The 26,853-nt window shown below is 58.4% G+C and carries 18 protein-coding genes and 2 pseudogenes; 14 read left to right on the top strand and 6 right to left on the bottom strand.

The window, feature by feature from the left end:
- The 4 genes from COMA2_RS12115 to COMA2_RS12100 form a co-directional block, all read left to right on the top strand.
- The coding region (locus tag COMA2_RS12115; RefSeq protein WP_090897821.1) for a molybdopterin-dependent oxidoreductase at window positions 1-3,036 on the top strand (3,036 nt) is incomplete at its 5' end.
- Between the two features lie 106 nt (window positions 3,037-3,142).
- Window positions 3,143-4,432, top strand: coding sequence for a 4Fe-4S dicluster domain-containing protein (locus COMA2_RS12110; protein WP_090895909.1), 1,290 nt, complete (start codon window positions 3,143-3,145; stop codon window positions 4,430-4,432).
- A 275-nt stretch (window positions 4,433-4,707) separates the two neighbouring features.
- Complete coding sequence (locus COMA2_RS12105) at window positions 4,708-4,935, top strand: hypothetical protein (RefSeq protein ID WP_090898389.1); 228 nt, start codon at window positions 4,708-4,710, stop codon at window positions 4,933-4,935.
- 335 nt (window positions 4,936-5,270) lie between these two features.
- Window positions 5,271-5,717, top strand: a complete 447-nt coding sequence (locus tag COMA2_RS12100) for a DUF5069 domain-containing protein (protein ID WP_090898386.1) — start codon at window positions 5,271-5,273, stop codon at window positions 5,715-5,717.
- Window positions 5,718-5,775: 58 nt separating this feature from the next.
- Here the strand turns inward: COMA2_RS12100 and COMA2_RS12095 are convergent, their stop codons facing one another.
- The 5 genes from COMA2_RS12095 to COMA2_RS12070 all read right to left on the bottom strand — a co-directional run bounded on the left by COMA2_RS12095 (window position 5,776) and on the right by COMA2_RS12070 (window position 12,718).
- The gene (locus COMA2_RS12095) at window positions 5,776-6,405 is read right to left on the bottom strand and encodes a class I SAM-dependent methyltransferase (protein WP_090898383.1); all 630 of its coding nucleotides are present in this window, start codon (window positions 6,403-6,405) and stop codon (window positions 5,776-5,778) included.
- 50 nt (window positions 6,406-6,455) lie between these two features.
- Window positions 6,456-9,563 (bottom strand): efflux RND transporter permease subunit, encoded by a 3,108-nt coding sequence (locus tag COMA2_RS12090; protein ID WP_090898380.1) that lies wholly within the window; start codon window positions 9,561-9,563, stop codon window positions 6,456-6,458.
- Window positions 9,564-9,573: 10 nt separating this feature from the next.
- Window positions 9,574-10,701 carry an efflux RND transporter periplasmic adaptor subunit gene (locus COMA2_RS12085; protein ID WP_090898377.1) on the bottom strand — a complete coding sequence of 376 codons (1,128 nt, stop codon included), beginning with the start codon at window positions 10,699-10,701 and terminating at the stop codon, window positions 9,574-9,576.
- Between the two features lie 186 nt (window positions 10,702-10,887).
- Entirely contained in the window at window positions 10,888-11,391 is a 504-nt protein-coding gene (locus COMA2_RS19815) for a hypothetical protein (RefSeq protein WP_139077317.1), read from the bottom strand.
- Window positions 11,392-11,470: 79 nt separating this feature from the next.
- Entirely contained in the window at window positions 11,471-12,718 is a 1,248-nt protein-coding gene (locus COMA2_RS12070) for an RNA polymerase sigma factor (RefSeq protein WP_090898368.1), read from the bottom strand.
- Window positions 12,719-13,058: 340 nt separating this feature from the next.
- On the opposite strand from COMA2_RS12070, the gene COMA2_RS12065 reads away from it, so the two are divergent.
- Both COMA2_RS12065 and COMA2_RS12060 read left to right on the top strand, forming a co-directional pair.
- Window positions 13,059-13,814, top strand: coding sequence for a hypothetical protein (locus COMA2_RS12065; RefSeq protein WP_090898365.1), 756 nt, complete (start codon window positions 13,059-13,061; stop codon window positions 13,812-13,814).
- A 37-nt stretch (window positions 13,815-13,851) separates the two neighbouring features.
- Window positions 13,852-14,775, top strand: coding sequence for a hypothetical protein (locus COMA2_RS12060; RefSeq protein WP_139077315.1), 924 nt, complete (start codon window positions 13,852-13,854; stop codon window positions 14,773-14,775).
- A 107-nt stretch (window positions 14,776-14,882) separates the two neighbouring features.
- Here COMA2_RS12060 and COMA2_RS12055 read toward each other — a convergent pair whose 3' ends face one another.
- Window positions 14,883-15,239 carry a YciI family protein gene (locus COMA2_RS12055; RefSeq protein WP_090898395.1) on the bottom strand — a complete coding sequence of 119 codons (357 nt, stop codon included), beginning with the start codon at window positions 15,237-15,239 and terminating at the stop codon, window positions 14,883-14,885.
- A 147-nt stretch (window positions 15,240-15,386) separates the two neighbouring features.
- On the opposite strand from COMA2_RS12055, the gene COMA2_RS12050 reads away from it, so the two are divergent.
- From COMA2_RS12050 to urtA, 8 genes and pseudogenes are all read left to right on the top strand, one after another.
- A complete protein-coding gene (locus tag COMA2_RS12050) occupies window positions 15,387-15,857 on the top strand; it encodes a MarR family winged helix-turn-helix transcriptional regulator (protein ID WP_090898359.1) in 471 nt (156 codons plus the stop codon).
- Between the two features lie 80 nt (window positions 15,858-15,937).
- Window positions 15,938-17,239 carry an efflux RND transporter periplasmic adaptor subunit gene (locus COMA2_RS12045; RefSeq protein ID WP_217490724.1) on the top strand — a complete coding sequence of 434 codons (1,302 nt, stop codon included), beginning with the start codon at window positions 15,938-15,940 and terminating at the stop codon, window positions 17,237-17,239.
- Window positions 17,236-20,292, top strand: a pseudogene (locus COMA2_RS12040) (efflux RND transporter permease subunit); the annotation flags it as partial. The gene COMA2_RS12045 and the pseudogene COMA2_RS12040, both read left to right, overlap by 4 nt.
- Window positions 20,293-20,409: 117 nt before the next feature.
- Window positions 20,410-21,819: an efflux transporter outer membrane subunit gene (locus COMA2_RS21120; protein ID WP_175304569.1), complete on the top strand. Its 1,410-nt coding sequence runs from the start codon at window positions 20,410-20,412 to the stop codon at window positions 21,817-21,819.
- A 290-nt stretch (window positions 21,820-22,109) separates the two neighbouring features.
- Window positions 22,110-23,060, top strand: coding sequence for a DMT family transporter (locus tag COMA2_RS12035; protein ID WP_245630994.1), 951 nt, complete (start codon window positions 22,110-22,112; stop codon window positions 23,058-23,060).
- 143 nt (window positions 23,061-23,203) lie between these two features.
- Window positions 23,204-24,658: a PAS domain-containing sensor histidine kinase gene (locus tag COMA2_RS12030; RefSeq protein ID WP_090898351.1), complete on the top strand. Its 1,455-nt coding sequence runs from the start codon at window positions 23,204-23,206 to the stop codon at window positions 24,656-24,658.
- Entirely contained in the window at window positions 24,655-25,308 is a 654-nt protein-coding gene (locus tag COMA2_RS12025; RefSeq protein ID WP_090898348.1) for a response regulator, read from the top strand. Before COMA2_RS12030 ends, COMA2_RS12025 begins: the two co-directional genes overlap by 4 nt.
- Window positions 25,309-25,707: 399 nt before the next feature.
- Window positions 25,708-26,853: pseudogene (gene urtA, locus COMA2_RS12020) on the top strand (urea ABC transporter substrate-binding protein); the annotation flags it as partial.

Here is a 26,853-nt window from a genome sequence, read left to right as displayed (position 1 = left end):
TTGATGCGGAAGGGGTGGAAACAATGGGCCGACGACGGATCCCCGGAGTTAACCCCCGAAGCCAAGCGCAAATATAAGTTTGACAGTCGTTTTTTAGACGATATGCTTCGCGTTTCCTGGGATACGGCCTTTACCTATGCCGCCAAGGCCATGATTGTGATTGCCACGCGGTATAGTGGCGAGGCCGGCGCGCGACGCCTTCGCGAGCAGGGTTATGCGCCGGAGATGATTGAAATGATGAAGGGCGCTGGAGTGCGCTGCTTCAAGCACCGGGCAGGCATGCCCATTCTCGGGTTCATCGGCAAACACTCCAACACCCGTTTCAACAACAGCGTCCTGCCGTTGCTGGATACATGGATACGCAAGGTCGGGCCGGACCAAGCGCAAGGCGGTCGGTATTGGAACAATTACACCTGGCATGGGGACCAAGATCCCTCACAGCCGTTTTGGAACGGCACGCAAAACTGCGACGTTGACTTGAGCGATATGCGCTTCACGAAGTTCAACACGAGCTGGGGCAAGAATTTCGTCGAGAACAAGATGCCGGAAGCGCACTGGAAGCTCGAATCGATCGAGCGCGGCGCGCGCATCGCGGTGATCACTCCGGAGTACAATCCGACGGCCCAGCGAGCCGACTACTGGATTCCCCTTCGCCCGCAATCGGACGGGGCGTTGTTCCTCGGGGCCTGCAAAATCATTCTCGATGAGAACATGCAGGACATCGACTATCTCAAGCAGTTCACGGATATGCCCCTGTTGGTCCGCACGGATACTCTCCAGTATCTGGACCCACGGGATGTGATCCAGGATTATAAATTCCCTGATTTCTCACACAGTTATTCCGGCCGGATCCAAGCGTTGAAGCCGGAATACATCGAACGGCTAGGCGGTTTCATGGTGTGGGACATGGCCAAGAAGCAGGCCGTCCCGCTTCATCGTGAGCAGGTCGGCTGGCATTTCGATAAGAGCGGGATTGAGCCGGCCTTGACGGGTACCTATCGAGTCAAGCTGCTGAACGGACGCGAAATCGACGCGCTGCCCATCTACCAGCTGTACCTGATCCACCTCCAAGACTACGATCTCGATACCACGCATCAGATCACCCGCTCTCCCAAGGATCTCCTGGTCCGCTGGGCGCGCGACTCGGGCACCATTAAACCAGCCGCGATCCACAACGGCGAAGGAGTCTGTCACTATTTCCATATGACGGCGAACGGGCGGGCGGCTGCCCTTGTCCTGACCTTGACCGGCAATATCGGCAAGTTCGGCTCCGGTTGCCATACCTGGTCCGGCAATTACAAGGTGGGAATTTGGAATGCGACGCCCTGGTCTGGCGTCGGTGGCGGCGTACACTTATCGGAAGATCCCTGGCACATCAATTTGGACGCCAATGCCCATGGGAAAGAAATCAAGTACAGGAACTACTATTACGGCGAAGAGCCTGCGTACTGGAATCACGGGGATACCGCGTTGATTGTCAATACGCCGAAGTATGGACGCAAGGTCTTCACCGGCAAGACCCACATGCCGACGCCGAGCAAGTTCCGTTGGGTCGTCAACGTCAACCTGTTGAACAACGCCAAGCACCATTACGATATGGTGCGGAACGTCGACCCCAACATCGAATGTCTCATCACCCAGGACATCGAAATGACGTCCGACGTCAACCACGCCGACATCGCCTTTGCCGTGAACTCCTGGATGGAATTCACCTATCCGGAAATGACGGCCACCGTGTCGAATCCGTGGGTGCAGATTTGGAAGGGTGGGATCAGGCCGCTGTACGACACGCGGAACGATGCAGATACGTTTGCGGGGGTGGCGGCAAAACTCGCCGAGATCACGGGCGAGAAACGAATGAGAGACGTCTTCCACTTTGTCTATGAGAATCGCGTGGACGTGTATGCACAACGCCTCCTTGACGCATCCAGCACGTTTTACGGCTACAGTGCCGATGTGCTCTTGAAGTCGGAAAAGGGCTGGATGGTGATGGTCAGGACCTATCCGCGACATCCACTCTGGGAGGAGACCAACGAGTCGAAGCCGATGTGGACCAGATCAGGGCGCATCGAGAGCTATCGTATCGAACCGGAAGCCATCGAGTACGGCGAAAACTTTATCTCCCATCGGGAAGGTCCGGAGGCGACGCCCTACTTGCCGAACGCGATCTTCACGACGAACCCCTACGTTCGGCCGGACGACTATGGCATTCCGATTGCGGCCCAACATCACGACGACAAAATGATTAGGAACATCAAGCTTGCGTGGCAGGAAATCAAACGCCACAGCAATCCCTTGTGGGAGAAGGGGTACCAGTTCTACTGCGTGACCCCGAAAACGCGCCATCGCGTGCACAGTCAGTGGTCGGTGAACGACTGGGTGCAGATTTACGAGTCCAACTTCGGCGATCCGTACCGGATGGACAAGCGAACGCCGGGGGTCGGCGAACATCAGGTGCATATCAATCCTCAAGCGGCCAAAGATCGTGGGATCAACGACGGGGACTATGTCTACATCGACGGGAATCCGGTGGACCGGCCTTACCGCGGGTGGAAACCCAGCGATCCCTACTACAAGGTCGCGCGGTTGATGATTCGCGCGAAGTACAATCCGGCCTATCCGTACCACGTCACGATGGCCAAGCATGCGCCCTATGTGTCGACCGCGAAGTCCGTCAAGGGCCATGAAACCCGGCCGGATGGGCGCGCGATCGCGATCGACACCGGGTATCAGTCGAACTTCCGGTATGGCGCGCAGCAGTCCTTTACGCGCAGCTGGCTGATGCCGATGCATCAAACCGACTCGCTCCCCGGTAAATCTGCAAACGGGCTGAAGTTTAAGTGGGGGTTTGAAATCGATCACCACGCGGTCAATACGGTGCCGAAGGAATGTCTCATCCGGATCACCAAGGCGGAAGACGGCGGCATCGGGGCCCGTGGGCCGTGGGAACCGGTCCGGACGGGGTTCACGCCGGGGCAAGAAAACGAGTTCATGATCAAGTGGCTCAAGGGCGAACATATCAAGATTAAAGTCTGAGGAAGACGTGAACCGTGAGGCGTGAACCGTGAAGCGCAGGAGTGGGTCTCCAACGGTTCACGATTCACGCGTAACGAATAACGGTTGCGACTGAAAGGAGCACACGATGCCGGAAGTCTATAATTGGCAGCTGGGCCGCAAGATGTTGTATCCCTACGAGGAACGGCATCCGAAGTGGCAGTTTGCCTTTGTCTTCAACATCAATCGCTGTTTAGCCTGTCAGACCTGCAGCATGGCGGATAAGTCGACCTGGCTCTTTTCCAAAGGGCAGGAATACATGTGGTGGAACAACGTGGAAACCAAGCCCTATGGCGGGTATCCCCAGTTCTACGACGTCAAGATCACGCAGTTGATCGAGCAGGTGAATCCGGGGGGGCAAGTCTGGAACGTTCGGGTGGGGCGGAAACACCATGCGCCCTACGGCGTCTTTGAAGGGATGACCATTTTTGATGCCGGGGCCAAAGTGGGCCAGGCCGCCATCGGCTACATTCCGACGGACCAGGAGTGGCGGTTCGTCAACATCTACGAAGACACGGCCACCTCGATGCGAGCGTTGGTCGAAGGCATCGACAAGACCGGCTTCTCGCGGGATGAGCCGTGGAAAATGACCGGGAGCAGCTTGCCGGAGCACGAGACCTTCTTCTTCTATCTCCAGCGGATTTGCAATCACTGCACCTATCCGGGGTGCTTGGCGGCCTGCCCCCGCAAGGCCATTTACAAGCGGCCGGAGGACGGCATCGTCCTCATCGATCAGAACCGGTGCCGGGGCTACAAGAAGTGCGTCGAGCAGTGTCCCTACAAGAAGCCGATGTATCGCGGGACGACGCGGGTGAGCGAGAAGTGTATCGCCTGTTATCCCCGGATCGAGGGCAAGGATCCGCTGACCGGCGGCGAGCCGATGGAGACGCGCTGTATGGCCGCCTGTGTCGGCAAGATTCGCATGCAGAGCTTGATGCGGATCGGCGAGGACGGCTTGTGGGCGGAAGATCGGTGGCATCCGCTGTACTACGCCATTCGGGTAGAGCAAGTCGCCTTGCCGCTGTACCCGCAATGGGGCACCGAGCCCAATGGCTTCTACATCCCCCCCCGGCATTCCCCGCGGGGCTATGCCCGGCAGATGTTCGGGCCCGGCGTGGACAATGCCATTGAGAAATACTTGGTCCCCAGTCGCGAACTGTTGGCCGTGCTGCAGCTCTGGCGGGCCAGTCAGCAGATTGTGTTCCGCTACGATGTCATCCCGGGGCCCAAAGTCTTTGAAACGCAGATCCACGGGAAGCGGTTCGAAATGTACAACGACACCGTCTTGGGCTTCAATAAGTCGGGCAAGGAAGTGGCCCGGATTCAGGTCGAAGAGCCGATCTACATCCGGCCGGCTGAACGGGTCACCTGGTTATAAGTTTCAGCAAGGTCATCACTTCAGTAAGCGACGGAGAGTGAAAAAGCGTCATTTAACCGGAAGGGGCCGGATAAAGAGCAGGATACCCGCATTAAATCCAGAATTGAGATTGCGAACAGAAACAGGAGTACCGCCACAAGGCACTATGACACCGGCGCTTTCTTAACGCTGAGGTCGGTTCATAGTGCTTCCTTTGGGAAGATCTCCACACAATTGCATTCTCAATACGCATCATTCAGTCGCGTCACCGGCACCCTTTCCTGAGGGAGATGAAGATGATGATTCGAATACCAGGCCTGGCGGCCGGACTCGTGGCATCCTGGCCTACGCTCGCTTTAGCGGAAGAGGTCAGTGCAACCTATCGGGGGATTGGGTCAATCTACTTCACGTTCATCGGTGCCATCCTGATCTATGGTGTCTATGACAGTTTTGGGAAACGGGCCGCGTATGTCGTAGGGCCACTCATTGTGATCGGGTTATACGTGATGCTTCCCGCTAGATGACGGGGCATGAGGACAAACCGAGCGTCAGCGGGAAGAGTGGGGACTCGAAGCTTGGCAAAAGCCAGGTAAAGATCGGCATCCGAGCAATGGCAGGTATTATTACGAGGTTCAATATAAAAAACTACGTGTCGTATCCGGTTTTGTCATTTTGATTTGGAAGCTGAAGCTTCAAGTCTCTCCCCATACCCAATCCTCCATGCCCTTTGCGGCAATCAGCCGACGAGGGGTCTCTCCGTAGCGACTATCTCCAGCCTCCGCGGGAACGTTAGCCGTTGATCGAATCGATGGATGAAGGTTATCCTGGCCGACCGAACGGCATACAGCGGAGGTCCAGCATGCAAGTCAATGGTCTTCGAAGTCCCTTTCAGAAGGGAAGCGGGTTGTACCATTTCTCGAGGATGCTCGATAAAATTCGGCTTCATCAAGCCGGACAGCTGCCGGAAGAATATCATCCCAACTTCGGATTGCGCGCAGGATTGGATGGACACTTATGCGGTTTCCTCGGCGTCGAACATGCCGACGTGTATGAACGCGTTCGGCAAGGCGGCAGCGACGACGAGGTTGCAGAATGGTGCTTTCAGAGGGGTTTACGGCCGAGCAAGATGCAGCTGCGGATCTGGAACGAATTTGCGCGCAAGTTCGGATGGAACGATATCGCCGCCAAGTTTCTCGCTCGAATGAAACAAGAGGATGGCCTGGAGCATCGTACGGATATCGTCACCGCGTTTGAGCTGATTGACCTCAGAGAAGGCAGAGAAGGTGAATCGCCGAACGAGACTTAACACAGTCTTAAAATGAATGCGCCATGCAATGGGAGTGACCTCGACACCGCTCGGGTTCTCACCGCTCAGGTTTCGAGAAAATCTGGAAGTGCTGGCGATCGATGAGATCGTGATCATTTATCAGCAGATACCCGGCGGCCTCCATTTCGCGTCGGACCTCTTCTTTCGCGATCCTGTGACCGAACATGCCGGACAAGAACCCACGAGGATGATAATCGAGAATCGCGACGCGACCGCCGGGCCGTAGCGAGGAGGCGAGGGAGCGAAAATAGTCTATTCGATCTTGTAGGTCGTGATAGACATTGCAACTGAAGACCAGGTCGACGGGCTCTGGAAGTCTTGGATCGTGTGATTCGGCGCGGACCGGCCGGACATTGGGGGTTCCTCTGGAGACCATCTCCTTGAAGATCACGTTAATCGCGCTCTCCTCGATATCAACCGCATAGACCGTTCCCCTCGAGCCGGTCGCCTTGGATAGGTGCCAGGTAAAGTAGCCTCCTCCCGCGCCCAAGTCCGCTATCCTCGCTCCAGGCGTAATGGAAAGTTTTTCGACCACTCCTTGGGGCTTCTGCCATGCGTCCCGCGAAGGGTCGTTCATCCGTTGATAAGTCAACTCGGCGCAGCCGGTGAAAGAGAGAACGAGAGCCAATAACGCGCCGAAAGACTTGCGTGACAATCTGTGGTCCATCGTCGGTTCCTTTCATCCTGACCTTGTCTGTCCTTTAGTTTCAACATAGTTTACGCCCTCACTCCGGCCAAGGTCGGCTCCTCTGGCTTGACTTCATGCGGCGTTGCGCGTGGCTCCGGCGATCGATGTTGCGCGGCGATCAGTGAATAAAACACGGGGACGACGAACAGCGTGAAGATCGTCCCGACCGTCATCCCGGTCACCAACACCATGCCGATGCTGTTGCGGGCGGCCGCTCCTGGGCCTGTCGCCAGAACCAGCGGGAGATGCCCGAAGACGGTGGCGGCCGAGGTCATCAGCACCGGGCGGAGCCTGGTCAATGAAGCCTCGCGTATGGCGGCCGATCGCGCATGCCCGCGCGTCTGGAGTTGATTGGCGAATTCCACGATGAGGATGCCGTTCTTCGCGATCAGTCCCACGAGCGTGATCAGGCCGACTTGCGAATAGATATTGATCGTCGTGAGGTCCAGAAAGCTCACGACCAATGCACCGGACATCGCGAGCGGAACCGAACCCAGCAGAACGATCAAGGGATCGCGGAAGCTCTTGAACTGGGCGGCCAACACCAGATAGATCAAAACCACGGCGAACCCGAGCGTGACCGTGAGCGCCGCTCCTTCCTGTCGGAGCTGCCGTGACTCGCCGGCATAGTCGAGAGCGACGCGCGGGCCGATCGGGGCGGCGGCTGTTTCAAGGACGAGGAGCCCTTCTTCCTTTGTGAAACCGGGTTTCAGGCCCCCGAAGATGCGGACGGCATTGCGCTGCTGGAAACGGTTCAACGTTCGCGGCGCGGTGCTCGTCTCGATATGGGTGAAGGTCGACACCGGCACCAACCGGCCGCCCGGCGTCTTGATTTTTAGATCGAGCAGGGGGTCGACCGTCGCACGATCCTTGTCGCCGAGTTGAGGAATGACCTTGTAGCTGCGGTCGAAATAGTTGAACCGGTTGACGTACCCGCCTCCGAGCATCGTGCCCAGTTCACGGCCGACGCCGGCTAGATCGAATCCCAAGTCGGCGAGCCGCTCACGATCGAGCACGACTCGGGCTTGAGGAAGATCGATCTTGAGGTCGGTGTCCACATACAAAAACTTGCCGCTTTGCCGGCCTGCGCCCAGGACGGAGCCGACGACTTCAAACATCTGTTCGGCAGGCGCATTGCTCTGCAAGATCAACTCCACGTCGTACTGACCGGGCGTGGGAAGCGGCGGGTCTAGTCTCGGGAACACCCGGAGGCCCGGCACGCGGGAGACCGCGCCGAACACATCGTCGTACATCTCCTCGGTCGATCGCGAGCGGTCATGCCAATCCTTTGCCACCACACCGCCGAATCCGCCCCATGCCGTCGTGAGCGACCACGTGTAATCTGTTTCGGGAATGGCCGTGATCGCGTTGACGACCTGGACGTGTTGCCGGTTGGTGGCGGTGACGGTAGAGTCCGGCGAGGCTTCGAAGAAAAGGCTGATGTGGTTCTGATCCTCCACGGGAGCGAGTTCATGACGTGAAAACATGTACAAGGGCCAGGCGGCAATCATGATCAGCAGCGCCGCGGCCACAATGCCCCAACGCATCTCGAGCGCGCGTTCGAGCGACCAGGCGTAGACCCGGCGCGCTTCTTCGAACCGTCGGTTGACGAAGGCGGTCAACCGACCCTCCTTCCCCCGTGGATGGACGAATCGGGAACTCATCACCGGCGACAGGGTGATCGCCACGATCCCGGACAAGACCACGGCGACGGCCAGCGTGATGGCGAACTCCAAGAACAAGGAACCCGTCAACCCGCCCTGGAAGCCGATGGGGGCATAGACGGTGGCGAGCGTGATGGTCATCGCAATGATCGGACCGAGCAGCTCCCGCGCGGCGGCGCGTGCGGCCTCGATGCGAGATCGCCCCATCCGCACGTGCCGCTCGACATTCTCGACGACCACGATGGCATCATCCACGACTAATCCGACCGACAGCACGACGGCGAGGAGGGTCAGGAGATTGAGGCTGAAGCCGAACGCGACCATGAAGAGCGCCGTCCCGATCAACGATACGGGGATGGCGACGAGCGGGACGAGGGCTGTCCGAACGGAACCCATGAAGATGAACACCACCACGGCCACGATGAGGATGGTTTCCGACAGGGTCTTGGTGATTTCAGTCAGCGCGTTGCGGATAAACATGGTCCCATCCCAGACGAGTTGCATCTTGATGTCGGGCGGGAGCGCCTGCTGAATATGCTCGATTTCGTCGTCGAGTCGATGACGGACTTCGATCTCGTTCACGCCGGGCACCGGCCAAATTCCGAGATAGACGCCTTCCGTCTGATCGTATTTCGCGATCATGGTCGCTTCTTCGGCTCCCCGTTCGATCCGCGCCACATCCTTGAGCCTGACGATGGCGCCGCCTCGGTCGGCCACGATCAGCTCCTCGAATTCACCGGTCGAGCGGAGGTCGGTGTTGGCGAGCAGGTTGACCTGGACGAGATTGCCCTTTGTGCGCCCGACGGCGGCCAAATAATTATTCCGCCGAAGGGCGCCCTGCACATCGCCGGGCGACAGGTTGAGCGACGCTAGGCGGTCGGGATCGATCCAGATGCGCATGGCGACTTGTCGTTCGCCTTCGAACGTGACCCGTTGCACACCGGGTAACGTTGAGAGCTGAGGCTGCAAGGTGCGCAACAGCCAATCCGTGACGGCCGGAACCGTCCGCGCGTGAGAGTTGAAGCTCAGATAGAAGGAGGCATAGGGTCGGTCCGCTCGCTGTATGTCGATGGCGGCGGGCTCGGCTTCCGGCGGCAGTTCGGACCGCACCTGTTGGAGTCGCGCCGTGACCTCCGCCAATGCCGCTGTGCTGCTATGATTCAACTTCAAGTGCACCGTGACGGTGCTGACTCCGGCTCGACTGGTCGATTCGACATAATCGACGCCGCTGACGGCGGACACCACCCGTTCAATCGGCGTACTGAGGAACCCCCGGACTGTTTCGGCGCTGGCTCCGTAATAGAGAGTCGTGATCACCACCAAGGAGTTCTCAATCTTTGGGTACTGTTGCACCGGCAGCGTCGTCATCGCTCGCCAGCCGGCGAGCAGAATCATGAGGTTGACGACGACGGCCAATACGGGATGCTTGATGAACAGGTCGGTGAATGATGCGCGAGTGGTGTCCTGCGGCATGATGATTCGTTTACGGCTTCCCGGCCCCGCGATTCCCGTTTGACGTCACCTCGGGGGCGTCCGCGATCGCGACGAGGATCCCGTCGCGGAGTTTAAAAGAGCCCAGCGCGGCGATGCGCTCGCCGGCCGCCAGTCCGGAATAGATGACGATCTCGTCGCCGATCATGGGTCCGATTTCGACTGGGCGAGTATGGACTCTTGTGCGGCCATCGTCGCTTGGCGCGACGATAAACACCTGGTCGCCTCCCGGTCCCTTGCGCAACGCGCTCACTGGAATCGCCACGACGTTCTGGGTGAGACCGACCGGAACTCGAACGCGCACCGACGCGCCCGGCGCCGGGATGTGGCGGGTACCTTCGATCCTGGCGCGTACCATGGCATTCCGAGTGGCCGGATCAACGCGCGCGTCGAGGGCGATGATCTTCGCTGTGACAGCCGGAGAATCACCGGCCGCGAGAATTTCGACGGATTCGCCGACCCGTAAGCCCGCCGCCACCTGCTGCGCCACGGTGAAATCGACATGCACCGCGTCACCGACACCTTGCAATGTCGTCAAAAGTGTTCCCTCGTCAAGATACTGCCCGGGATGGACATCCGCGAGGCCCACTCTCGCGCGGAAGGGGGCCCGGATCGTCTTCTTGGCAATGATGGCCCTGGTACGGGCAATCTGGGCCTGTGCCACAGCCAGGTCTGCGCGCGCCCGATCCACTTCTTCCTGCGTCGTCGCGAATTCCTGGCTGAGGTGTTGCCTGCGATTGAGGACTGTCTTGGCGAGCGCGACCTGCGCCTCCTGTGCACGAAGCTCAGCCTCTTCGACCGAGACGTCGAGCGCGACCAACAATGTCCCCGCTTCGACGATTTGTCCGGGAGTGAGGCGGACGTCGCGGACTGTTCCCGCCAGCTCGTTCTTCAGCGTAATGGAACGGAGGGCGAGAACCGTGCCGATCGAAGTGGTGGTCTGTCGGTGGTCGATGGCTCGCGCGACGGCGAGGGTCACGGACTCCATCGGCTCGGGCTGATCGGCCGAGGTTGCCTGATCGCCCTGGATGGATCGGTATTTCCACGCGGCCAAGCCGATGCCGATAAGAATGACCAACGCGAGCAGGAGAACTGATCCAACCCAATTATTTCTCTTCACGACTCAGACGCTGAAGCGCCTCCCAATAAGGTAAGGACTCTCCATGAAGAGTCCGATCTGTCCCTCAATCCAATGGAGTTGGTGACGGGCAGGCTCGAGGGGTCATGTTACCAGATCCGAGACCGACCTGGCGCCTCGCTTTCGTTTCCCAGGGTCCGATCAGCTAGGGGATCAGCCAGGCCTCGCTTAACCATGATCATGCTTAGATATCGCTGTGAAGACCAGATACAATAGTGAGCGTCCAGGTCCGAATCCGAATCCTGATCCCGGCCCCATTCCGCCGGATCCCAGTCCTTTTCCGCCACCGCCGGTTCCGGATCCACGGCCGTCACCCACTCCTCCGACACGACCACCTATTCCACAGTTATTAGGGCCAATGTTTGCCGCAATCTGTTTCAGCTTGCTCGGCGGACAGTCGATCGGATCGGCCCAGCTCGCTCCTGAGGGACTTCCCATCCAGCAGTCGCAGCAAGTTCCAGCCGTGATTTCTCCGGTCCCGCCGATGGGCGCGCCGCACACAGGCGGCATCTCGGCTGAAATAATTACACCGGCGACCACCAACCGCGTGGCGCCCAATTTCGCTTCGCGCGGCAGTACGACGGGTTTCGCCGGCCGCGGTTTGCCGGGAATGTTGGGCGGGCCTCCGCTCATCAGTCCCTTGGGGGCAGGGAATCCGTCGGGTCGATTCATGCGACCACAGACGATCGGTCCGCTTTTCTGCGATCCCGCTGTGGAATTTCCTTGCTGATGTCCGAGATTCGGTTCGGAGCTACAGCTCGGCGAGTCGCATTTGCAAAAACCGTCGCTCCGGTTCTTGCTTCGTGAGGGTCAACGCACGCTCATAGGAGACACGAGCCTCCGACGTTTTACCCAACCGCCGGCAAAAGTCCGCTCGTGCCGCGTGCGCCAGGTGATAGTCGGCCAGCTCGCCACTTTTCAGCAGCTCATCGACCAACTCCAATCCCTCGGCTGGTCCGTCACGCATGGCAACGGCCACGGCCCGGTTGAGCGCGATGATCGGCGATGGATCGACACGCAGGAGCACATCGTACAACGCCACGATCTGGGCCCAATCGGTTTCAGCCGAACTGTCGGCTTCGGCATGCACGGCGGCGATCGCCGCCTGCAATGTGTAGGGGCCGAATCGCCGTGAGGCCAGCGCTCGTTCGATCAATTCCACACCTTCGCCGATGTAGTCTCGATTCCATAGGGCGCGATCTTGATGTTCCAGCAACACGAGGTCCCCCGTTTCGGACGCGCGCGCGGCGCGCCGCGATTCATGCAACAACATCAAGGCAAGGAGACCCATGACCTCCGGTTCCGGCAACAGCCGGAGGAGGAGTCGGCCGAGGCGAATCGCTTCGCCGGAAAGATCGGCTCTGGTAAGCGCGGCGCCGAACGACGCCGAGTAGCCCTCGTTGAACACGAGATAGACCACGTGGAGCACCGTATCCAATCGGTCCGGCAGCTCGGCCGGAGGCGGCACTTCGTACGGGATGCGAGCATCGCGGATCTTCGCTTTCGCGCGTACGATCCGTTGCGCAATCGTGGCCGGCTTGGTGAGAAACGCGCGCGCGATCTCCTCGGTGGTGAGATTGCAGACTTCTCGAAGGGTCATCGGCACTCGGGCTTCCGCTGAGAGAGCCGGGTGGCAGCAAGTGAAGATCAGCCGAAGACGATCGTCCTCGATATGTTCGTCCTCCTGGTCGGTGGAATCATCCGTCGCAAGTTCGATCTGCTTGGCGAGCTCTCCCAACGACGCGTTGTAACGGGCGCGTCGCCTCATGCCGTCGATAGCCTTGAAACGGCCGGTGGAGACGAGCCAGGCTCGGGGATTGGCCGGTGCGCCGTCCCGAGGCCATTGCTCCATCGCCGCGGCAAATGCTTCGTGCAGAGCTTCCTCGGCCGCGTCGAAATCCCCCAGCAGGCGAATCAACGTGGCGAGCACGTGGCGCGACTCGGTGCGGTAGACTGCATCCACCATCTCGCGTAATTGTGTAGGCGTCTTTTCGCTCATTGCCGAGATGCCGTCAGAATGATCTTCTAGGAAGTCGACACAGGAGCGCAAGCCTTCACCGGGGCTTGTATCTTTTCCTTCAAGCCATGGTATCGAATATGATACGCAATCCTTCTAGAAACTCCGTCATTCTTTGCCGCGTCCTCACGGTTTTCGCTCAATTGGGTCTTGTCTTTTTCTGGCAAGCTCCTTGCTCGACTCAAAGGTAATATAGTCACGTCTGCCGGAATCATATCGCTGAGTGAATGAGTCCGACCAGCCGGCAAGCAACGATCCAACTGCCCATCTAAGCTAGGATCCAACTTGGGTGCGCACGTCATTCTCACACATGGAGGACCACATGATACTCGTCAAACACATCGGTGTATTCATCTGCGCCCTCGGGATGCTGAGTCTCGTCGACACCATCGTTCACGCGCAACAATGGAACGGCGCAGCAAACCCTAAGGGCGCTATTTGGAGGCCAGGCAATGTAGCTGTCGGCGAAGAACCTCGGCGAGGAGATGACCCAAGGGCCATGATGGAGGTGACCAGGCCTCTCGCCATGTCAAAGGATGTTGATGACCGCTTGTTCAGCGCGAATAGTGTTTTCCAGGATAACACGAGTCCGAAATTTGAAGTGGACACGAGACGAGCCTACGCCGGCGGCGCCAGGAGTAAGGCGGGTATTTTGCCTCTTGATCTGGACTTCGCAGTCCATCGAAGAGCCGTCATCGGCATGGTCAACATCGATCAGATGCCTCGTCCGGACGACTACACGTTGATGGTAGGCGGCAAGATCCTGGCTGAAGAAGTCCGCATCAAGCTGATCAAGGACTGGGCGGACTATGCCTTTGCCAAGGATTATCCGCTGAAAAGTCTGAATGAAGTTGAAGAATTTATTCGCGCCAATCATCACTTGCCGGAAATCCCGAGCGCAGCCGAAGTGGAAAAAACCGGTGTCAGTCTCGGCCACATGCAATCACAACTGCTGCTGAAGGTGGAAGAGCTCACGCTCTACCTGATCCTGCAGAATAAGACCATCGAAACGTTGCAGGCGAAGCTTGCGCGAATGGAACAGAAAGCCAAGTCACAACAATCGACCGGGCATCGCTGATTATTGTCGGCGGCCACAAGCAAGAAGGGAGCGTGACATGAAGGGAATAACGTCATGCGCGATTATGGCGGCCCTACTTGCCATAACGGCGCCCCATGTATACGGAGAATCTGAATTGACGCTTAACCAGACTTTAGACCCGTTTATTATGAAAAAATATGGCCATCAACACAGTGTTGCGCTGACCGATGGCTTTTGGGCGAAAGCCGGGACCGATATCACGGCAACGGTCGGGAACGGTCTGCTTCAGACCTTCAGTGTCGTCGAACCAGATCGTGAATCCGCCGGTCCAGCTTCATATTCCGGGGGAGCCGCGATCGATAACGTGTCGGTCGAAGTGGGGAAGAACGTCGATTTACCTAATCCGGCGAGCTACTACGCGGTCGATGGTATCGGCATCCGTGAGGAAGACGATCAGCCATGCTACCTCTCACTCTGGGGACGGATGGTTGATCCGCGTTACAAGGATCATCTCTTCGCGGGACGGAAGGTAGGCGAATTCCAACTTGCCAAGTGCAACGTGAAGCCTGAAAAAAAGTTCTTAAAAGGGAAGGACGTCTCGATAGGCGAACTCGACCTAAAGGGAGGATTCATCCGCTCGGTTCGCGTCTGCCAGTACGGAGGGCCCATCGGAGGCGGGGTCGATGCCGGTGAACTCAAGGGAATCAGGATTCTCCCCGCCATCGTGTCCGCCAGCGGCGACGTCACTCCGAAAGATCTCAAACCCGAGGAACAGCCGACGCTCGTTCAGCCGCATTGCCCCAAAGACACGATTCTGGCAAACGATCCGACCTCCGCAAGCGGATGGGATTACTGGGTGAGTTGCCCGGCGGATCAGGTTCTCACCGGACTTCAAGTGTACCATCGCGAGAAACAAATTACCGCTTTAGACGTGCGCTGCAAGCGCGTGGGATGGTTCACCGCACCGAAAGAGCCAGTTCAGGATTTGCAGGGCTATTGACCGACTGCCGCGATCACCAAGGCGCACGTGCCATGAAGGGAATCCAAGAATGAAGGAGACGCGATGCCGTGCCGATTATTTTGTCGTATCGTTCATGACGGCTTCAGTTATGCGCAGCCATGCTCTTTCATGGGTCGGACTTCCACGCTGCCGAAGCGGGCGGCCGGAAATTGCGCCGCTACGCGGATGGCGTCGTTCAAGTCGGGGACATCAATCAAAAGAAATCCGCCGAGCTGCTCTTTGGTTTCGGCAAACGGTCCATCGGTGGTCGATGTCTTGCCATCTCGGACCCGCACCGTGGTCGCCGTTTCCACCGGATGGAGCGGAGAGGCGGCGAGCAATCGGCCGGCTTTCTGCAATTTGTCGCAGTAGGCCATGGATTCGTCGGAGATCGCCAATCGTTCGTTGCTCGGAAAGCTGTTGAGAACTTTTTCTTCGACATAGACCAGGCAGAGATATTTCATGTCCGGCTCCTCCTCATGGATGGGTGAATGATCGTTCACATGATAGTCGTCGCAGTAGCCATAAATCGACATCGGCTTCCGCCTAAGATGGAATTCGCTCAAAGTTTCCCTTGACGCTACATATTTGCATATGCAATATTATGCTTGATGAAGCTTGAATTGCCAGAAATGAAACACAATAAAGATATTCTTAAACAGATAGGATGTGAGTGTCTGTTGAGTCGTGTACGTGTACTCAATCGTGTTCTCACAGGGATCTACGATAATGAATTACGTTCTTATGGTCTGAAAGCAACACAACTTAATCTCCTGGTCGTTGTGGCCAGAGTCGGCCCCGTTCGACGTATCGACATTGGGAAGCGTCTTCACCTCGACCCATCAACGCTGACCAGGAATCTCAAGATAATGCTGACCAATGGTTGGATAGAAGAGCTTATAGATGGAGAAGACGGTCGAGGCTCGCCGTTGCAGGTCACAGCAAAAGGTCGTGATCTTCTGAATCAAATCGTTCCGTCTTGGCGAAAGGCGCAGGATCGTGCGCGAAAGCTGATCGGGGATGAGGGTGAGACACTTTTGAAAAGTCTCGGAGCGAGCAAGTTCGGACTTCCGCTGGGGTGAGTTTTTTTGAAAATGTAATTGCATATACAAATTCATGCCATTTGCATTTTCTGCGCACGAAACCAAAGAGGAGAGACGACATGACAAAACCAAGAAAGTTGATCACGGCAGCGCCCCGACCAACCGGGTTCCAAGCCACATTGCTACAGCTCGAGAAGAGGGCCCTGATGTGTGCTTATGCAAAACGACGAGCGGACCTCTGGCGGTCTTCAATCTTCGAAGACAGAGACGGACCATTGTCGTCGATCGTGAGCGTGCAAGGCAAATTCCTTGCTTGCCTGCTGCTGCCGCTCATGATGTTTCTTGGGTGTACTCCTCAAGACAGACAACCCCAGCAGATTGCACGGCCCGTGAAGGTCGTTCGAATCGTTGATCAGACTGACAGCGTGATGAGTTTCGCCGGGGAAGTACGGGCACGATACGAGACGACCTTAGCCTTCCGGGTATCGGGCAAAATGATTCACCGCCCCGTTGAGGTGGGAGATCGCGTGCACAAAGGTCAGCGCTTAGCGAGGCTTGATTTCAACGATTATCAACTTGGAACGGACGCGCTGAACGCCCAGCTTAAATCCGCCCAGGCCGAACGGGATTTCGCCCGGGATGATCTGGCACGTTACCGTGAACTCCTGAACCTCCGTGTCATTAGTCCAGCCGAGTTCGACCGGCATGAAACCGCGTACATCACCGCGCGGGAACGGGTCGCGGCGCTGAACGCTCAACTGAGCCAAGCGACCAACCAATTGCAGTACACCGACCTCCTGGCGGACCGGGACGGCGTGGTGACGGCGCTGGAAGCCGAGATCGGGCAGGTGGTGGCTGCCGGTCAGCCGGTCGTCAAGCTGGCCCGGCTTGATGAGAAGGAAATTCATATCGATATCCCCGAGCAACGAGTGGCTGGGATCGAACTCCATCAGAAAGTCCGCGTGACCTTGTGGGCCGACGGCGGGAGGCAAATCACGGCACATATTCGCGAGATCGCGGCGGCGGCCGACCCGGCCAGCCGCACCTATCGCGTCAAGGCGACATTGCTTGAGGGGCAGGATGAAGCACGGCTCGGTAAGACGGCGACGGTGTGGATTCCGTTGGCTACCCCATCTCGCATCGCCGTGCCGCTCTCGGCCGTGTTCACCCCTCAGAACGAGCCTGGACGGCCGCGTGTGTGGCTGGTGGACGAGCAGGCCGGCACGGTCAGATCCGTGCCGGTTCAGCTGGGCGAGGCACTGGACGGAGAGCGCATTGTCGTCGGGGGAGTCCGGTCCGGACAATTGGTCGTCAGTGCCGGAGTCCAGCGTCTGGCTGAGGGACAGGCAGTGCGCGTGCCGGAACAGGTCGCGACGGCCGCGCAAGGCTCGGTCGCCGAAGGCAAGGAGGATCAGCCATGAAGGACTTCAATCTGAGCGCGTGGGCACTCGAACATCGCTCCATCACCGGATTTTTCATGGCACTGGTGCTGCTCGGAGGAATGGTCGCCTATTTCCAGCTGGGACAAAGGGAAGACCCGGCGTTCACTTTCCGGGTGATGGTTGTGAAAACCCTCTACCCCGGGGCAACCGCGCTGGAAACAGAGCAACAGGTAACCGACCGCCTGGAAAAGAAAATCCAGGAACTGCCGAATTTGGACTTCTTGCGCAGCTACTCGAAATCCGGCGAATCGGTCATTTTTGTCACACCCCGTGAAGACACGCCGCCTAAAGAAATTCCCGATCTCTGGTATCAAGTGCGCAAGAAAGTCGGTGACATCCGCATGAGCTTGCCGCCCGGCATCGTCGGCCCTTTCTTCAATGACGAGTTCGGCGATACCTACAGCCTGCTCTACGCCTTTTCCGGGGAAGGCTTCAGCTACGCCGAGCTGAAAGCTGCGGCAGATTCGGCTCGACAGCAAATCTTGCGTGTCAAGAATGTCGAGAAGGTCGATCTCATCGGCGCCCAGGATGAAAAGATTTACGTGGAGTTTTCCGACAAGAAGCTGGCCGAACTGGGTCTGGATGCCGCGACGGTCGCTCAAGTACTCCAGGCGCAGAATGGCATGGCGCCGGCGGGAACGGTGTTTTCTTCACAGCGCAATCTCCCCATACGACTGACTGGCCCATTCGACTCGGTGGATAGCGTGGCCAACCTGGCTGTACGCCTCGAAGGCCGGACCATCAGGGTCAGCGATTTCGCCAAGGTCACGCGCGGCTACACCGATCCGCCGGAATTCAAGATGCGCTTCAACGGCAAGGAAGCCATCGGCCTCGGCGTCACCATGAACAATAAAGGAGATGTGCTGGAACTGGGCAAAGCACTTGAAACCGCCATGACTCGGATCGAGGGGGAACTCCCGTTGGGCGTCGAGGTCGAGCGGGTCGCCGATCAATCGCGCGTGGTCAAAACGGCCATCGGCGAATTTCTGCGCACTTTCTTCGAGGCGCTGGCGGCGGTGCTGCTCGTCAGCTTCCTGAGTCTCGGATTTCGCACCGGCTCCGTCGTCGCGCTTACCGTGCCCTTGGTTCTGGCCGGAACGTTGCTGTGCATGTGGCTTTTTGACATGGAAATCCATCGCATCTCGCTGGGCGCCTTGATTCTCGGATTGGGTCTTCTGGTGGACGACGCCATGATTGCGATCGAGATGATGGCGCGCAAACTCGAAGAGGGGTGGGATCGGATGCGCGCCGCGACTTTTGCGTACCGCGCCACAGCCTTCCCCATGCTGACCGGCACCCTGATCACCGTCGCGGGCTTCCTGCCGGTGGGCTTGGCGAGATCCCAAGCCGGCGAGTACACCGTGGCGATTTTTCAGGTGATGGCCATCTCGCTGTTCCTGTCGTGGATCGGTGCGGTGGTCTTCACACCCTATCTGGGCTTTCTGATGCTCAAGTCTAAGGCCGACGGGCTCACCCCCGGCCACGACCTTTTTGACACGCCTTTTTATAACCGTCTGCGCCGTTGGGTGGATCGTTGCGTGGAACATCGCAAGACGGTGATCATCGGCACGGTGGCGCTGTTCGGCGTCGGCGTCGCGACTTTGACCCAAGTCCCTGAACAGTTTTTCCCGCTGTCCAATCGGCCGGAAGTCATCATCGACCTGTGGCTGCCGGAGGGCAGTGCCCTCGCGCAAACCGAAGCGATTGCCAAGCAAATGGAGACGCTGCTTGCCAAGGACGAGGATGTGGTGAATTACGCGGCATATATCGGCGGCGGCACCCCAAGGTTTTTCCTGCTGATCGTGCAACAACTGGTCAATACCAACCTCGCCGAATTCGTCGTGATGACCCGTGACAACGTGGCCCGCGAACGGGTCATGCAACGCATCCGTCTGGCCTTCGCCACGGATTTCCCGGAAGTGCGGGGTCGCGTCATGCGGCTCAATGTCGGGCCGCCGATGGACTATCCGCTCGTGTTCAGGGTGTTCGGTGAAGATCCCAAGATCGTTCGGACCATCGCCGACCGGGTGGCCGAGGTCGTGCGCGCCAACCCCAACGCGGTGGATGTGAACGACGACTGGCACGATCGCATTCCTTCGTCTCGTCTCGTCCTCGATCAGGACAAGGCGCGTGCACTCGGCGTCTCGACTGTAAGCTTGTCGCAAGCCTTGCAAGCTCACTATACGGGAATTCCCGTCGGACAGTTCCGCGAGGACGACAAGCTCATCGACATCGTCTGGAGGGCGCAAAAAAACTTGCGAGGCGCCGCCGACGAGTTGCCCGATGTGGCGGTGCGAACGGCCAACGGACAATCGGTGCCGCTGGCGCAACTGTTCAAATCCCAAACCGTTTTCGAGGATGGCGTCCGTTGGCGTCGTAACCGCTTCCCGGCGATTTCAGTGCGGGCCGACGTGGTAGACGGCATGCTGGCGCCCGATGTAGCAACGCAGATCGTTCCGAAGCTCGAGCCCATCAAAGACAGTCTCCCCGCCGGCTATTTCATCGAAACCGGCGCGGCCAAGGAAGACGCTTGGATCGCTCAGAAGTCGATCCTGATCTGGATTCCGCTGGTCGTGATCGTCACGCTCATTCTGCTGATGATGCAGTTACAGAACCTGTCCCGAACGTTCCTGGTGTTCGTCACGGCTCCTTTGGGTGTGATCGGGTCCGCATTCGCCCTGTTGCTGTTCGGCGCTCCCTTCGGTTTCGTAGCCCTGCTCGGCATTATCGCCCTGGCCGGCATGATCATGCGCAATTCGGTGATCCTCGTGGATCAGATCGAGCAGGACGAAAAGGCCGGCCGGGATACCTGGACCGCCATCGTGGAATCGACCGTCCGGCGTTTCCGTCCCATCCTGTTGACTGCAGCGGCGGCTATCCTGGCGATGATTCCGTTGTCGCGCAACGATTTCTTCGGACCGCAGGCTATCGCCATCATGGGCGGACTCACGATCGCGACCGTACTCACCGTGTTCTTCCTGCCCGCGTTGTATGCAGCCTGGTTTCGGGTCACACGGAACCAGGCTCATGCAGATGCGTCGCCGGCAGGGTCGAATGACATTCTATTTCCCAGGGATTCAATAATTGTTGACGGACCGATTGCCGTGACGACGCGCTCTTCAATACCAATCGTCGTTCTGACGATCGTCATGTTAGGGGGCTGTACCCCGACGCGTGTGAGTGATCGGGTACTATTATCGACTCCGACGGATTGGAATCATGCCCCAGTTGTTCAAGACACTTCCAATCAGGCCGATCTCAAAGAATGGTGGCGAGGATTTCACGATCCACTTCTGAACGAGTTGATCAGCCAAGCATTAGTCGCTAACCACGATCTGAGAATTGCAACGGCTCGCGTTCGCGAGGCCAACGCGATGGTCACTGTTGCGGAATCAGCCCTCTACCCCAGTGTTGATTTCTTTTCCTTTGGCGGACGAGAAAAGCGGATTGACCGGATCATCGCAGTTCCTGGTGATCAAGGGCCGCAGCTGGTCGTACCCACCGCCAATGTCGGCACCGGTGGCCTTGCTGCACGGTGGGAGGTCGATGTGTTCGGTGCGAGGCATCTTGAAGCCGAGGCGACGGGTGCTCAGGCGGTTGGAACTGAAGAGGAACGGCATGGAGTACAGGTGGGATTGATCGCTCAGGTGGCGACGAACTATCTGGAACTACGCGGCGCACAGGAACGGACTGCGATCCTGCGCGAAAACATCGACATCCAGCGGGAAAGGCTCAGAGCGCTACAGGCCTTTTATCGTGCGGGTGTAACGAAAGAAACCGACGTTTCCAGGCAGGAAGCCTTACTGCATAGCACCGAGAGTGCGCTCCCGGGATTGAAGGCAGCAGAGACAACGCTCATCCATCGCCTCAGTGTGTTGCTGGGCGAATCTCCGGCGAAACTGGAACCCCGGCTTGTTGCTGCAACCGCCCATCCTTCCGACCTGCCGGGTATCCCGAACATGTTGCCTTCAAGCCTACTCCTACAACGGCCTGATCTGCGTCTCGCGCAAACCGAAGTAAGTGCGGCGGCGGCCAGCCTTGGCGCAGCGCGGGCCGATTTGTTCCCAAAGGTGGTCCTGTCGGCGAGCGGTGGGATCGGCGCACTGGCCGTCGGCGGATTTCCGACTCTGGTGGAGAGTGTGTATGCGATGGGTGCGGGCCTCACGGCTCCGATATTCAATGCGGGACGCATTCGTGCTCATATCGCTGCCGCCGACGCGCGGCTGGATCAAGTCGCGGCGAAGTACGAAAAAACATTCCTCCTCGCCATGGAAGACGTGGAAAACGCCTTTGTCGCCCATACCTCGTCGAAGGAGCGCCGCGATCAACTATTGAAGGCCGAAACAGCGGCAGAGAAAACGTATCGATTCTCCGAAGCCTTGTATCAGAGGGGAGCGAGTGATTATTTATCCGTGCTGGATGCTCAGCGCACCAAACTTTCAATCAACGACGAGCGGGTCAAAGCTGAGACCGCCGTTCGTGTCTCCTTGGTCTCGCTTTCCAGGGCCTTTGGCGGCGGTTGGGCCGTGGACAGCTCAGTAAGCCGAAGAACTGAATAACGACCCGTGAAAATGACAGAGAAGAAGTCGTGCGGTTCCAAAAACGTAAATCGGTGAACCCAGGGTGCCGTAAGAAGTAGAGAGCCGGATCGAGCTGAGTTCTTTGCTGCTAGGTCACGGCAACGGTCTTCTGCCGAAACAGAATAGTCACAATTTGGCGGTTGAGGCTAGGCGCTCTCGTCACCGACGGTGGGATAGTCGGGCAAGAGGCGCGATTGGTATTGAGTGATGTTGAATGACGCGCGCAGGCGACTGACGAACATACACGTCGCCAAGAAAATGGAAAGTGGGTGGAATACCGCTTGACGGCGAGGCGGAACGACGGTATCCCAGTGGCTATGAATCAGCCTTCCTCTACGTTGGCCTATGGATCGATCGTGCTGGCGGCGGTCCTCTGGGGTGGCTCGATCGTGGCGCAGAAGATGGCTCTTGGGTCGTTCTCCGCCGTCGAGGCCTCGGTTTTTCGTGACATCGGAGGACTGGCGATCCTTCTTGCGACCTGGTGGTCGAAAGAAGGCGGGGCGATCAGGATCAGCCGCGCCGACATGGGGTTGCTGGGGCTTCTCGGGCTTGGTGTGTTGGGGAACCATCTCCTCATTCTCATGGGGCTCAACTATGTCAGTGGAGCGGTCGGTGGCGTGATCATCGGGTCGAGCCCCGTCGTGACATCCCTGCTTTCGGCCATGTTGATTCGTGACGTGCCGTTGCGCGCGGTGTGGGCCGGCGCGCTGCTGTCGTTCGCGGGGGTTGGATTGGTCTCCGTGTCCGGCTTTCAAGCGGCCGGCGAACACCCGCTACTTGGGAGCGCGTTGGTCTTTCTCGGCGTCGTGAGCTGGGCACTTTATAGTATCGGCAGCCGCGCGCTCATGGAGCGGATGTCGGCGCTGACCGTCAATTGGACGAGCCTGATGGTTGCCACGGTCCTTCAGATCCCGCTGCTATGGACGGACCAAAAGATGATGGTCGCCGGTGTCGCTTCAGTGACGGTGTCTGATTGGCTGGCCCTCGGCTACCTCGTCGTCTTTGCGACGGCTGTGGCGCAACAGGCCTGGTTGTTCGGCGTGAAAGGCATCGGTCCTTCACGGGCTTCGGTCTTGGGCAATCTGACGCCGGTTGCAGCCATTGGGTTATCGGCCTTGATTCTGAGAGAATCCGTCGGACTCGTTGAAATGATCGGCATTGCTTTGATCCTGGCCGGCGTGTGGGTCGTGAACCGGCAAACGGCCCAGAAAAATAACTAGATGGTGGTTCCACCGAGCCGGGCTCGATCCTGATTCTTGTTTTAGGGTATCATGCCTGGTCTGACGGCAGAGGCGGTTGTTGCTTCGCTGTTCAGCTATCGTCGGACGACAGGCGGTCATGTCGTATCAGATCGCGGACTGTCATGAACAGTAACTATGCCCGAGCGCTGATTCCGTTGATCCTGGCAGGGACGTTCCTTCTCGATGTGTTCATGCCGTGGGGATATGCGGTCTGGGTCGTCGGGGATGTCTTCGGCGCCTTCTTGACTCTCTGGATCGAGTGGCCGATTGCCCCGTATCTTGTCGCGGCCGTCGGGACTGTTCTCGCGTACATGGGGCATACGCTGTCTCCTCCGGTCATTCCGGTCGACATTGCCGGCTTCAATCGCGTCGTGGGCATCGGCCTTCTGTGGATTATGGCATGGCTCGTGGTGCGGGGGAGAAAGGCGAAACTCGACGATGCCACCAGACGGCTGGGCGCGATCGTGGAGAGCAGCAGCGATGCCATTTTGAGCGTGACCCCCGACGGATTCGTGACGTCGTGGAACGCCGGGGCGGAGCGTATCTTCGGGTATACCGCCAACGAGATGATCGGCCGTTCGATCCTCACGATTATTCCGGCTCATCTCTACCGGGACAGAGCCTGGGAGCTGGCCACGGTGCGGGGAATGTATGACATTCAAGCCTATGATGCCGTACGCTTGACCAAGGACGGCCGATGCATCGATGTGTCGGTGACACTCTCGCCGCTCAAAGACGCGGTCGGTCAGTTCGTGGGGGTATCGAAAGTCATCCGCGACATCAGCGAACGGAAGCGAGGGGAGACGCTCTTGCAACAGGCGCATGAAGCGCTGGAAATAAAGGTTCAAGAACGAACCGCCGAATTGAGCGCCGCCAACCATTCCCTGCGGATACTTTCGAAGCGATTGATGCAAGTCCAGGAAGAGGAGCGGAGTCGGCTCGCGCGCGATCTGCACGACGAAGTGGGGCAGTTGTTGACGGCATTGAAGATCGACTTGCAAGACATCCAGCACGGCGAGGTCGGGGAGGCCCGTTTCGACTCTCTGACGGATAGCCTGGAGCTGGTGGATCGCCTGCTGACTCAAGTGCGGAGCCTGGCGTTGGATCTCCGGCCGTCTCTTCTCGACGATTTGGGTCTCGTCCCGGCGCTCCGGTGGTATGTGAATCGGCAGGCAGAGCGGAACGGGTGGATCCTGTCACTCTCTCTCGAGAGAATCGAACGCATCCCGACTCCTATCGAGGTCGGCTGCTTTCGGGTCGTGCAGGAAGCCCTGACCAATATCGCGAAGTATGCGAAGGCGAAAACGGTCGATCTGACATTGTGCCGGCAGGACCAGGATATCACGCTTATCATCCGAGACGACGGTGTCGGATTCGACGTCATGTTGGCAAAACAGCGCGCACTGGGCGGAGAAAGCATCGGATTGCTCGGCCTGGAAGAGCGTGTGCGCCTGGCCGGCGGCAGCTTCATCATTTCCTCAGTGCCGGGCGAAGGAACCAGGCTTGAGTTGTGCTTTCCGCTCACAGAGCACGAGCAGACCAAGCCGCACGCGACGGTTGAGGTGGCATCGCCATGAGTCATCTCCGGCTTCTTCTTGTAGAAGATCATGCGTTGGTCAGGGCGGGCATGCGGGCCCTCCTGCAGAAAATCGAAGGGATCGAAGTTGTCGCGGATGTCGGTGATGGGTGGGAAGCCATCAAGTCCGTGCAAACGGAGGCTCCCGATCTCGTCCTGATGGATATTGCGATGCCCGGATTGAACGGACTCGATGCGACTGCCCGGATCGTCAAGGAATCGTCGACTACGCGGGTCATTCTGCTGTCGATGTACGCCAATGAAGAATACCTCCGGCAAGCGTTGCAGGTAGGCGCTTCAGGCTATCTCTTGAAAGGCGCGGAATTGGCTGAACTTGAGTTGGCCCTCAAGACGGTCGCCAAGGGGGAGAAGTATCTGACCCCGGCGGTCGTGAAGTATGCCATCGAAGCCTACCGCGAGAAATCTGAAGGGCCGGCAGATCCGTTGGCCAAACTGAGCATGCGCCAGCGCGAAATCCTCCAGCTCGTCGCGGAAGGGCAAACGACGAAAGATATCGCCCAACGCTTGAACTTGAGTGTGAAAACCGTCGAAACCCACCGCAGCCAATTGATGGAACGGCTCGACATTCACGATGTGCCCGGGCTCGTCCGTTTCGCGATGCGTGTCGGAATGATCCAGCCCTACTCCTAGTTCTTCGCCGATTCATCTGCTTTCACGTTCTTTCAGTACGCTCGAGGATCCCTCTCAGGGATCTCCCGCCGTTCTTTCAGGATTTCCCTGATAGGTCTCCACCGTCTATTGTGCGATACCGGACACCACAACATGGGCAGAATGATTCGCGCCGCATTCGATGAAGAAACAGGCACAAGGAAGGCTATCGACTCATTAGAGATGGACAAGCGTCTCAACCGGCAGTAGGCAACTCACGGCAGACTAACGAAGGAGTGAGATACGATGAACACGAAGACCCCACAGGCAGCACCAGCAGGCACGGACACGGGCGTGGCGACCGACGCGCCGGGGTCCTCACGGCGGGAGTTTCTCGGGCAGAGCGGGCGCGTGGCGGCGGGCGTCGGCGTGGCGGCGCTCGTGGGCAATTTGGGCCAGTACGCCCTGTCGTATGCGGCGGGCGGCCCGCCGATCAAGATCGGCGTGTTGCATTCGTTGAGCGGGACCATGGCGATCAGCGAAGTGTCGTTGCGGGATGTGGTGCTGATGGCCGTGGAGGAGATCAACAAGGCGGGGGGGGGTGATGGGCCGACCGGTGGAGGCGAAAGTCGTCGATCCCGCGTCGAACTGGGACCTCTTCGCCGAAAAAGCCAAGCAGCTGCTGTTGGAAGACAAAGTGTCGGTGGTGTTCGGCTGCTGGACGTCGGTCAGCCGCAAATCCGTGTTGCCGGTGTTTGAAAAGAACAACGGGTTGCTCTTCTATCCCGTCCAGTACGAAGGCGAAGAGTGCTCGCGCAACGTGTTCTATACCGGCGCGGCGGTCAATCAACAGGCGGCCCCGGCGGTGGAATATTTGATGAGCCCCGAGGGCGGGGGCTACAAGAAGTTTTATCTGCTCGGGACCGACTACGTTTATCCGCGCACGACCAACAAGATCTTGCGGGCCATGTTATTGGCGAAGGGCGTGCCGGCGGCCAACATCGGCGAAGAATACACGCCGTTTCATCACCAGGACTATCAAACCATTTGCGGCACGATCAAGAAGTTCGCCGCCGGGGGGGGCGCGGCCGTCATCAGCACCATCAACGGGGACAGCAACGTGCCGTTCTATAAAGAGTTCGGCAATCAAGGGTTGCGCGCCGAAGACGCGCCGATCATGGCGTTCAGCGTGGCGGAGGATGAGTTGCGCGGCATGGACACGAGCGCGCTGGTCGGGCACTTGGCGGCCTGGAATTATTACCAAAGCGTGGACACGCCGCAAAACAAGAAGTTCGTGGCGAACTTCAAGGCGTATTGCAAGAAGAACAACCTGCCCGATGGGGAGAATCGGGTCACCGACGACCCCATCGAAGCCGCGTACTTCGGCGTCTACGTGTGGAAGCAAGCCGTGGAAAAAGCGGGATCGATCGAGGTGGACAAGGTGCGCAAGGCGGTCTACGGGCAAAAGTTCCTGGCGCCGGGCGGGCAGATCATGATGGATGAGGCCAATCAGCATACGCACAAGCCGGTGCTGATCGGCGAAATTCTGAAGAACGGTCAGTTCAAGACGATTTGGCGGTCCAAGGG

It is taken from the genome of Candidatus Nitrospira nitrificans (assembly GCF_001458775.1).
Lineage (GTDB): Bacteria > Nitrospirota > Nitrospiria > Nitrospirales > Nitrospiraceae > Nitrospira_D > Nitrospira_D nitrificans.
Note: the sequence above shows the minus strand (reverse complement) of the source record. Positions and strands in the feature narration are given on the sequence as shown.

Bases quoted from the DNA above. Each gene is read 5' to 3' on its own strand.
- COMA2_RS12110 (WP_090895909.1), top strand. From the start codon at position 3,143: ATGCCGGAAGTCTATAATTGGCAGCTGGGCCGCAAGATGTTGTATCCC.
- COMA2_RS12105 (WP_090898389.1), top strand. From the start codon at position 4,708: ATGATGATTCGAATACCAGGCCTGGCGGCCGGACTCGTGGCATCCTGG.
- COMA2_RS12100 (WP_090898386.1), top strand. From the start codon at position 5,271: ATGCAAGTCAATGGTCTTCGAAGTCCCTTTCAGAAGGGAAGCGGGTTG.
- COMA2_RS12095 (WP_090898383.1), bottom strand. From the start codon at position 6,405: ATGGACCACAGATTGTCACGCAAGTCTTTCGGCGCGTTATTGGCTCTC.
- COMA2_RS12090 (WP_090898380.1), bottom strand. From the start codon at position 9,563: ATGCCGCAGGACACCACTCGCGCATCATTCACCGACCTGTTCATCAAG.
- COMA2_RS19815 (WP_139077317.1), bottom strand. From the start codon at position 11,391: ATGAATCGACCCGACGGATTCCCTGCCCCCAAGGGACTGATGAGCGGA.
- COMA2_RS12070 (WP_090898368.1), bottom strand. From the start codon at position 12,718: ATGAGCGAAAAGACGCCTACACAATTACGCGAGATGGTGGATGCAGTC.
- COMA2_RS12065 (WP_090898365.1), top strand. From the start codon at position 13,059: ATGATACTCGTCAAACACATCGGTGTATTCATCTGCGCCCTCGGGATG.
- COMA2_RS12060 (WP_139077315.1), top strand. From the start codon at position 13,852: ATGAAGGGAATAACGTCATGCGCGATTATGGCGGCCCTACTTGCCATA.
- COMA2_RS12055 (WP_090898395.1), bottom strand. From the start codon at position 15,239: ATGAAATATCTCTGCCTGGTCTATGTCGAAGAAAAAGTTCTCAACAGC.
- COMA2_RS12050 (WP_090898359.1), top strand. From the start codon at position 15,387: ATGAAGCTTGAATTGCCAGAAATGAAACACAATAAAGATATTCTTAAA.
- COMA2_RS12045 (WP_217490724.1), top strand. From the start codon at position 15,938: ATGACAAAACCAAGAAAGTTGATCACGGCAGCGCCCCGACCAACCGGG.
- COMA2_RS21120 (WP_175304569.1), top strand. From the start codon at position 20,410: ATGTTAGGGGGCTGTACCCCGACGCGTGTGAGTGATCGGGTACTATTA.
- COMA2_RS12030 (WP_090898351.1), top strand. From the start codon at position 23,204: ATGAACAGTAACTATGCCCGAGCGCTGATTCCGTTGATCCTGGCAGGG.
- COMA2_RS12025 (WP_090898348.1), top strand. From the start codon at position 24,655: ATGAGTCATCTCCGGCTTCTTCTTGTAGAAGATCATGCGTTGGTCAGG.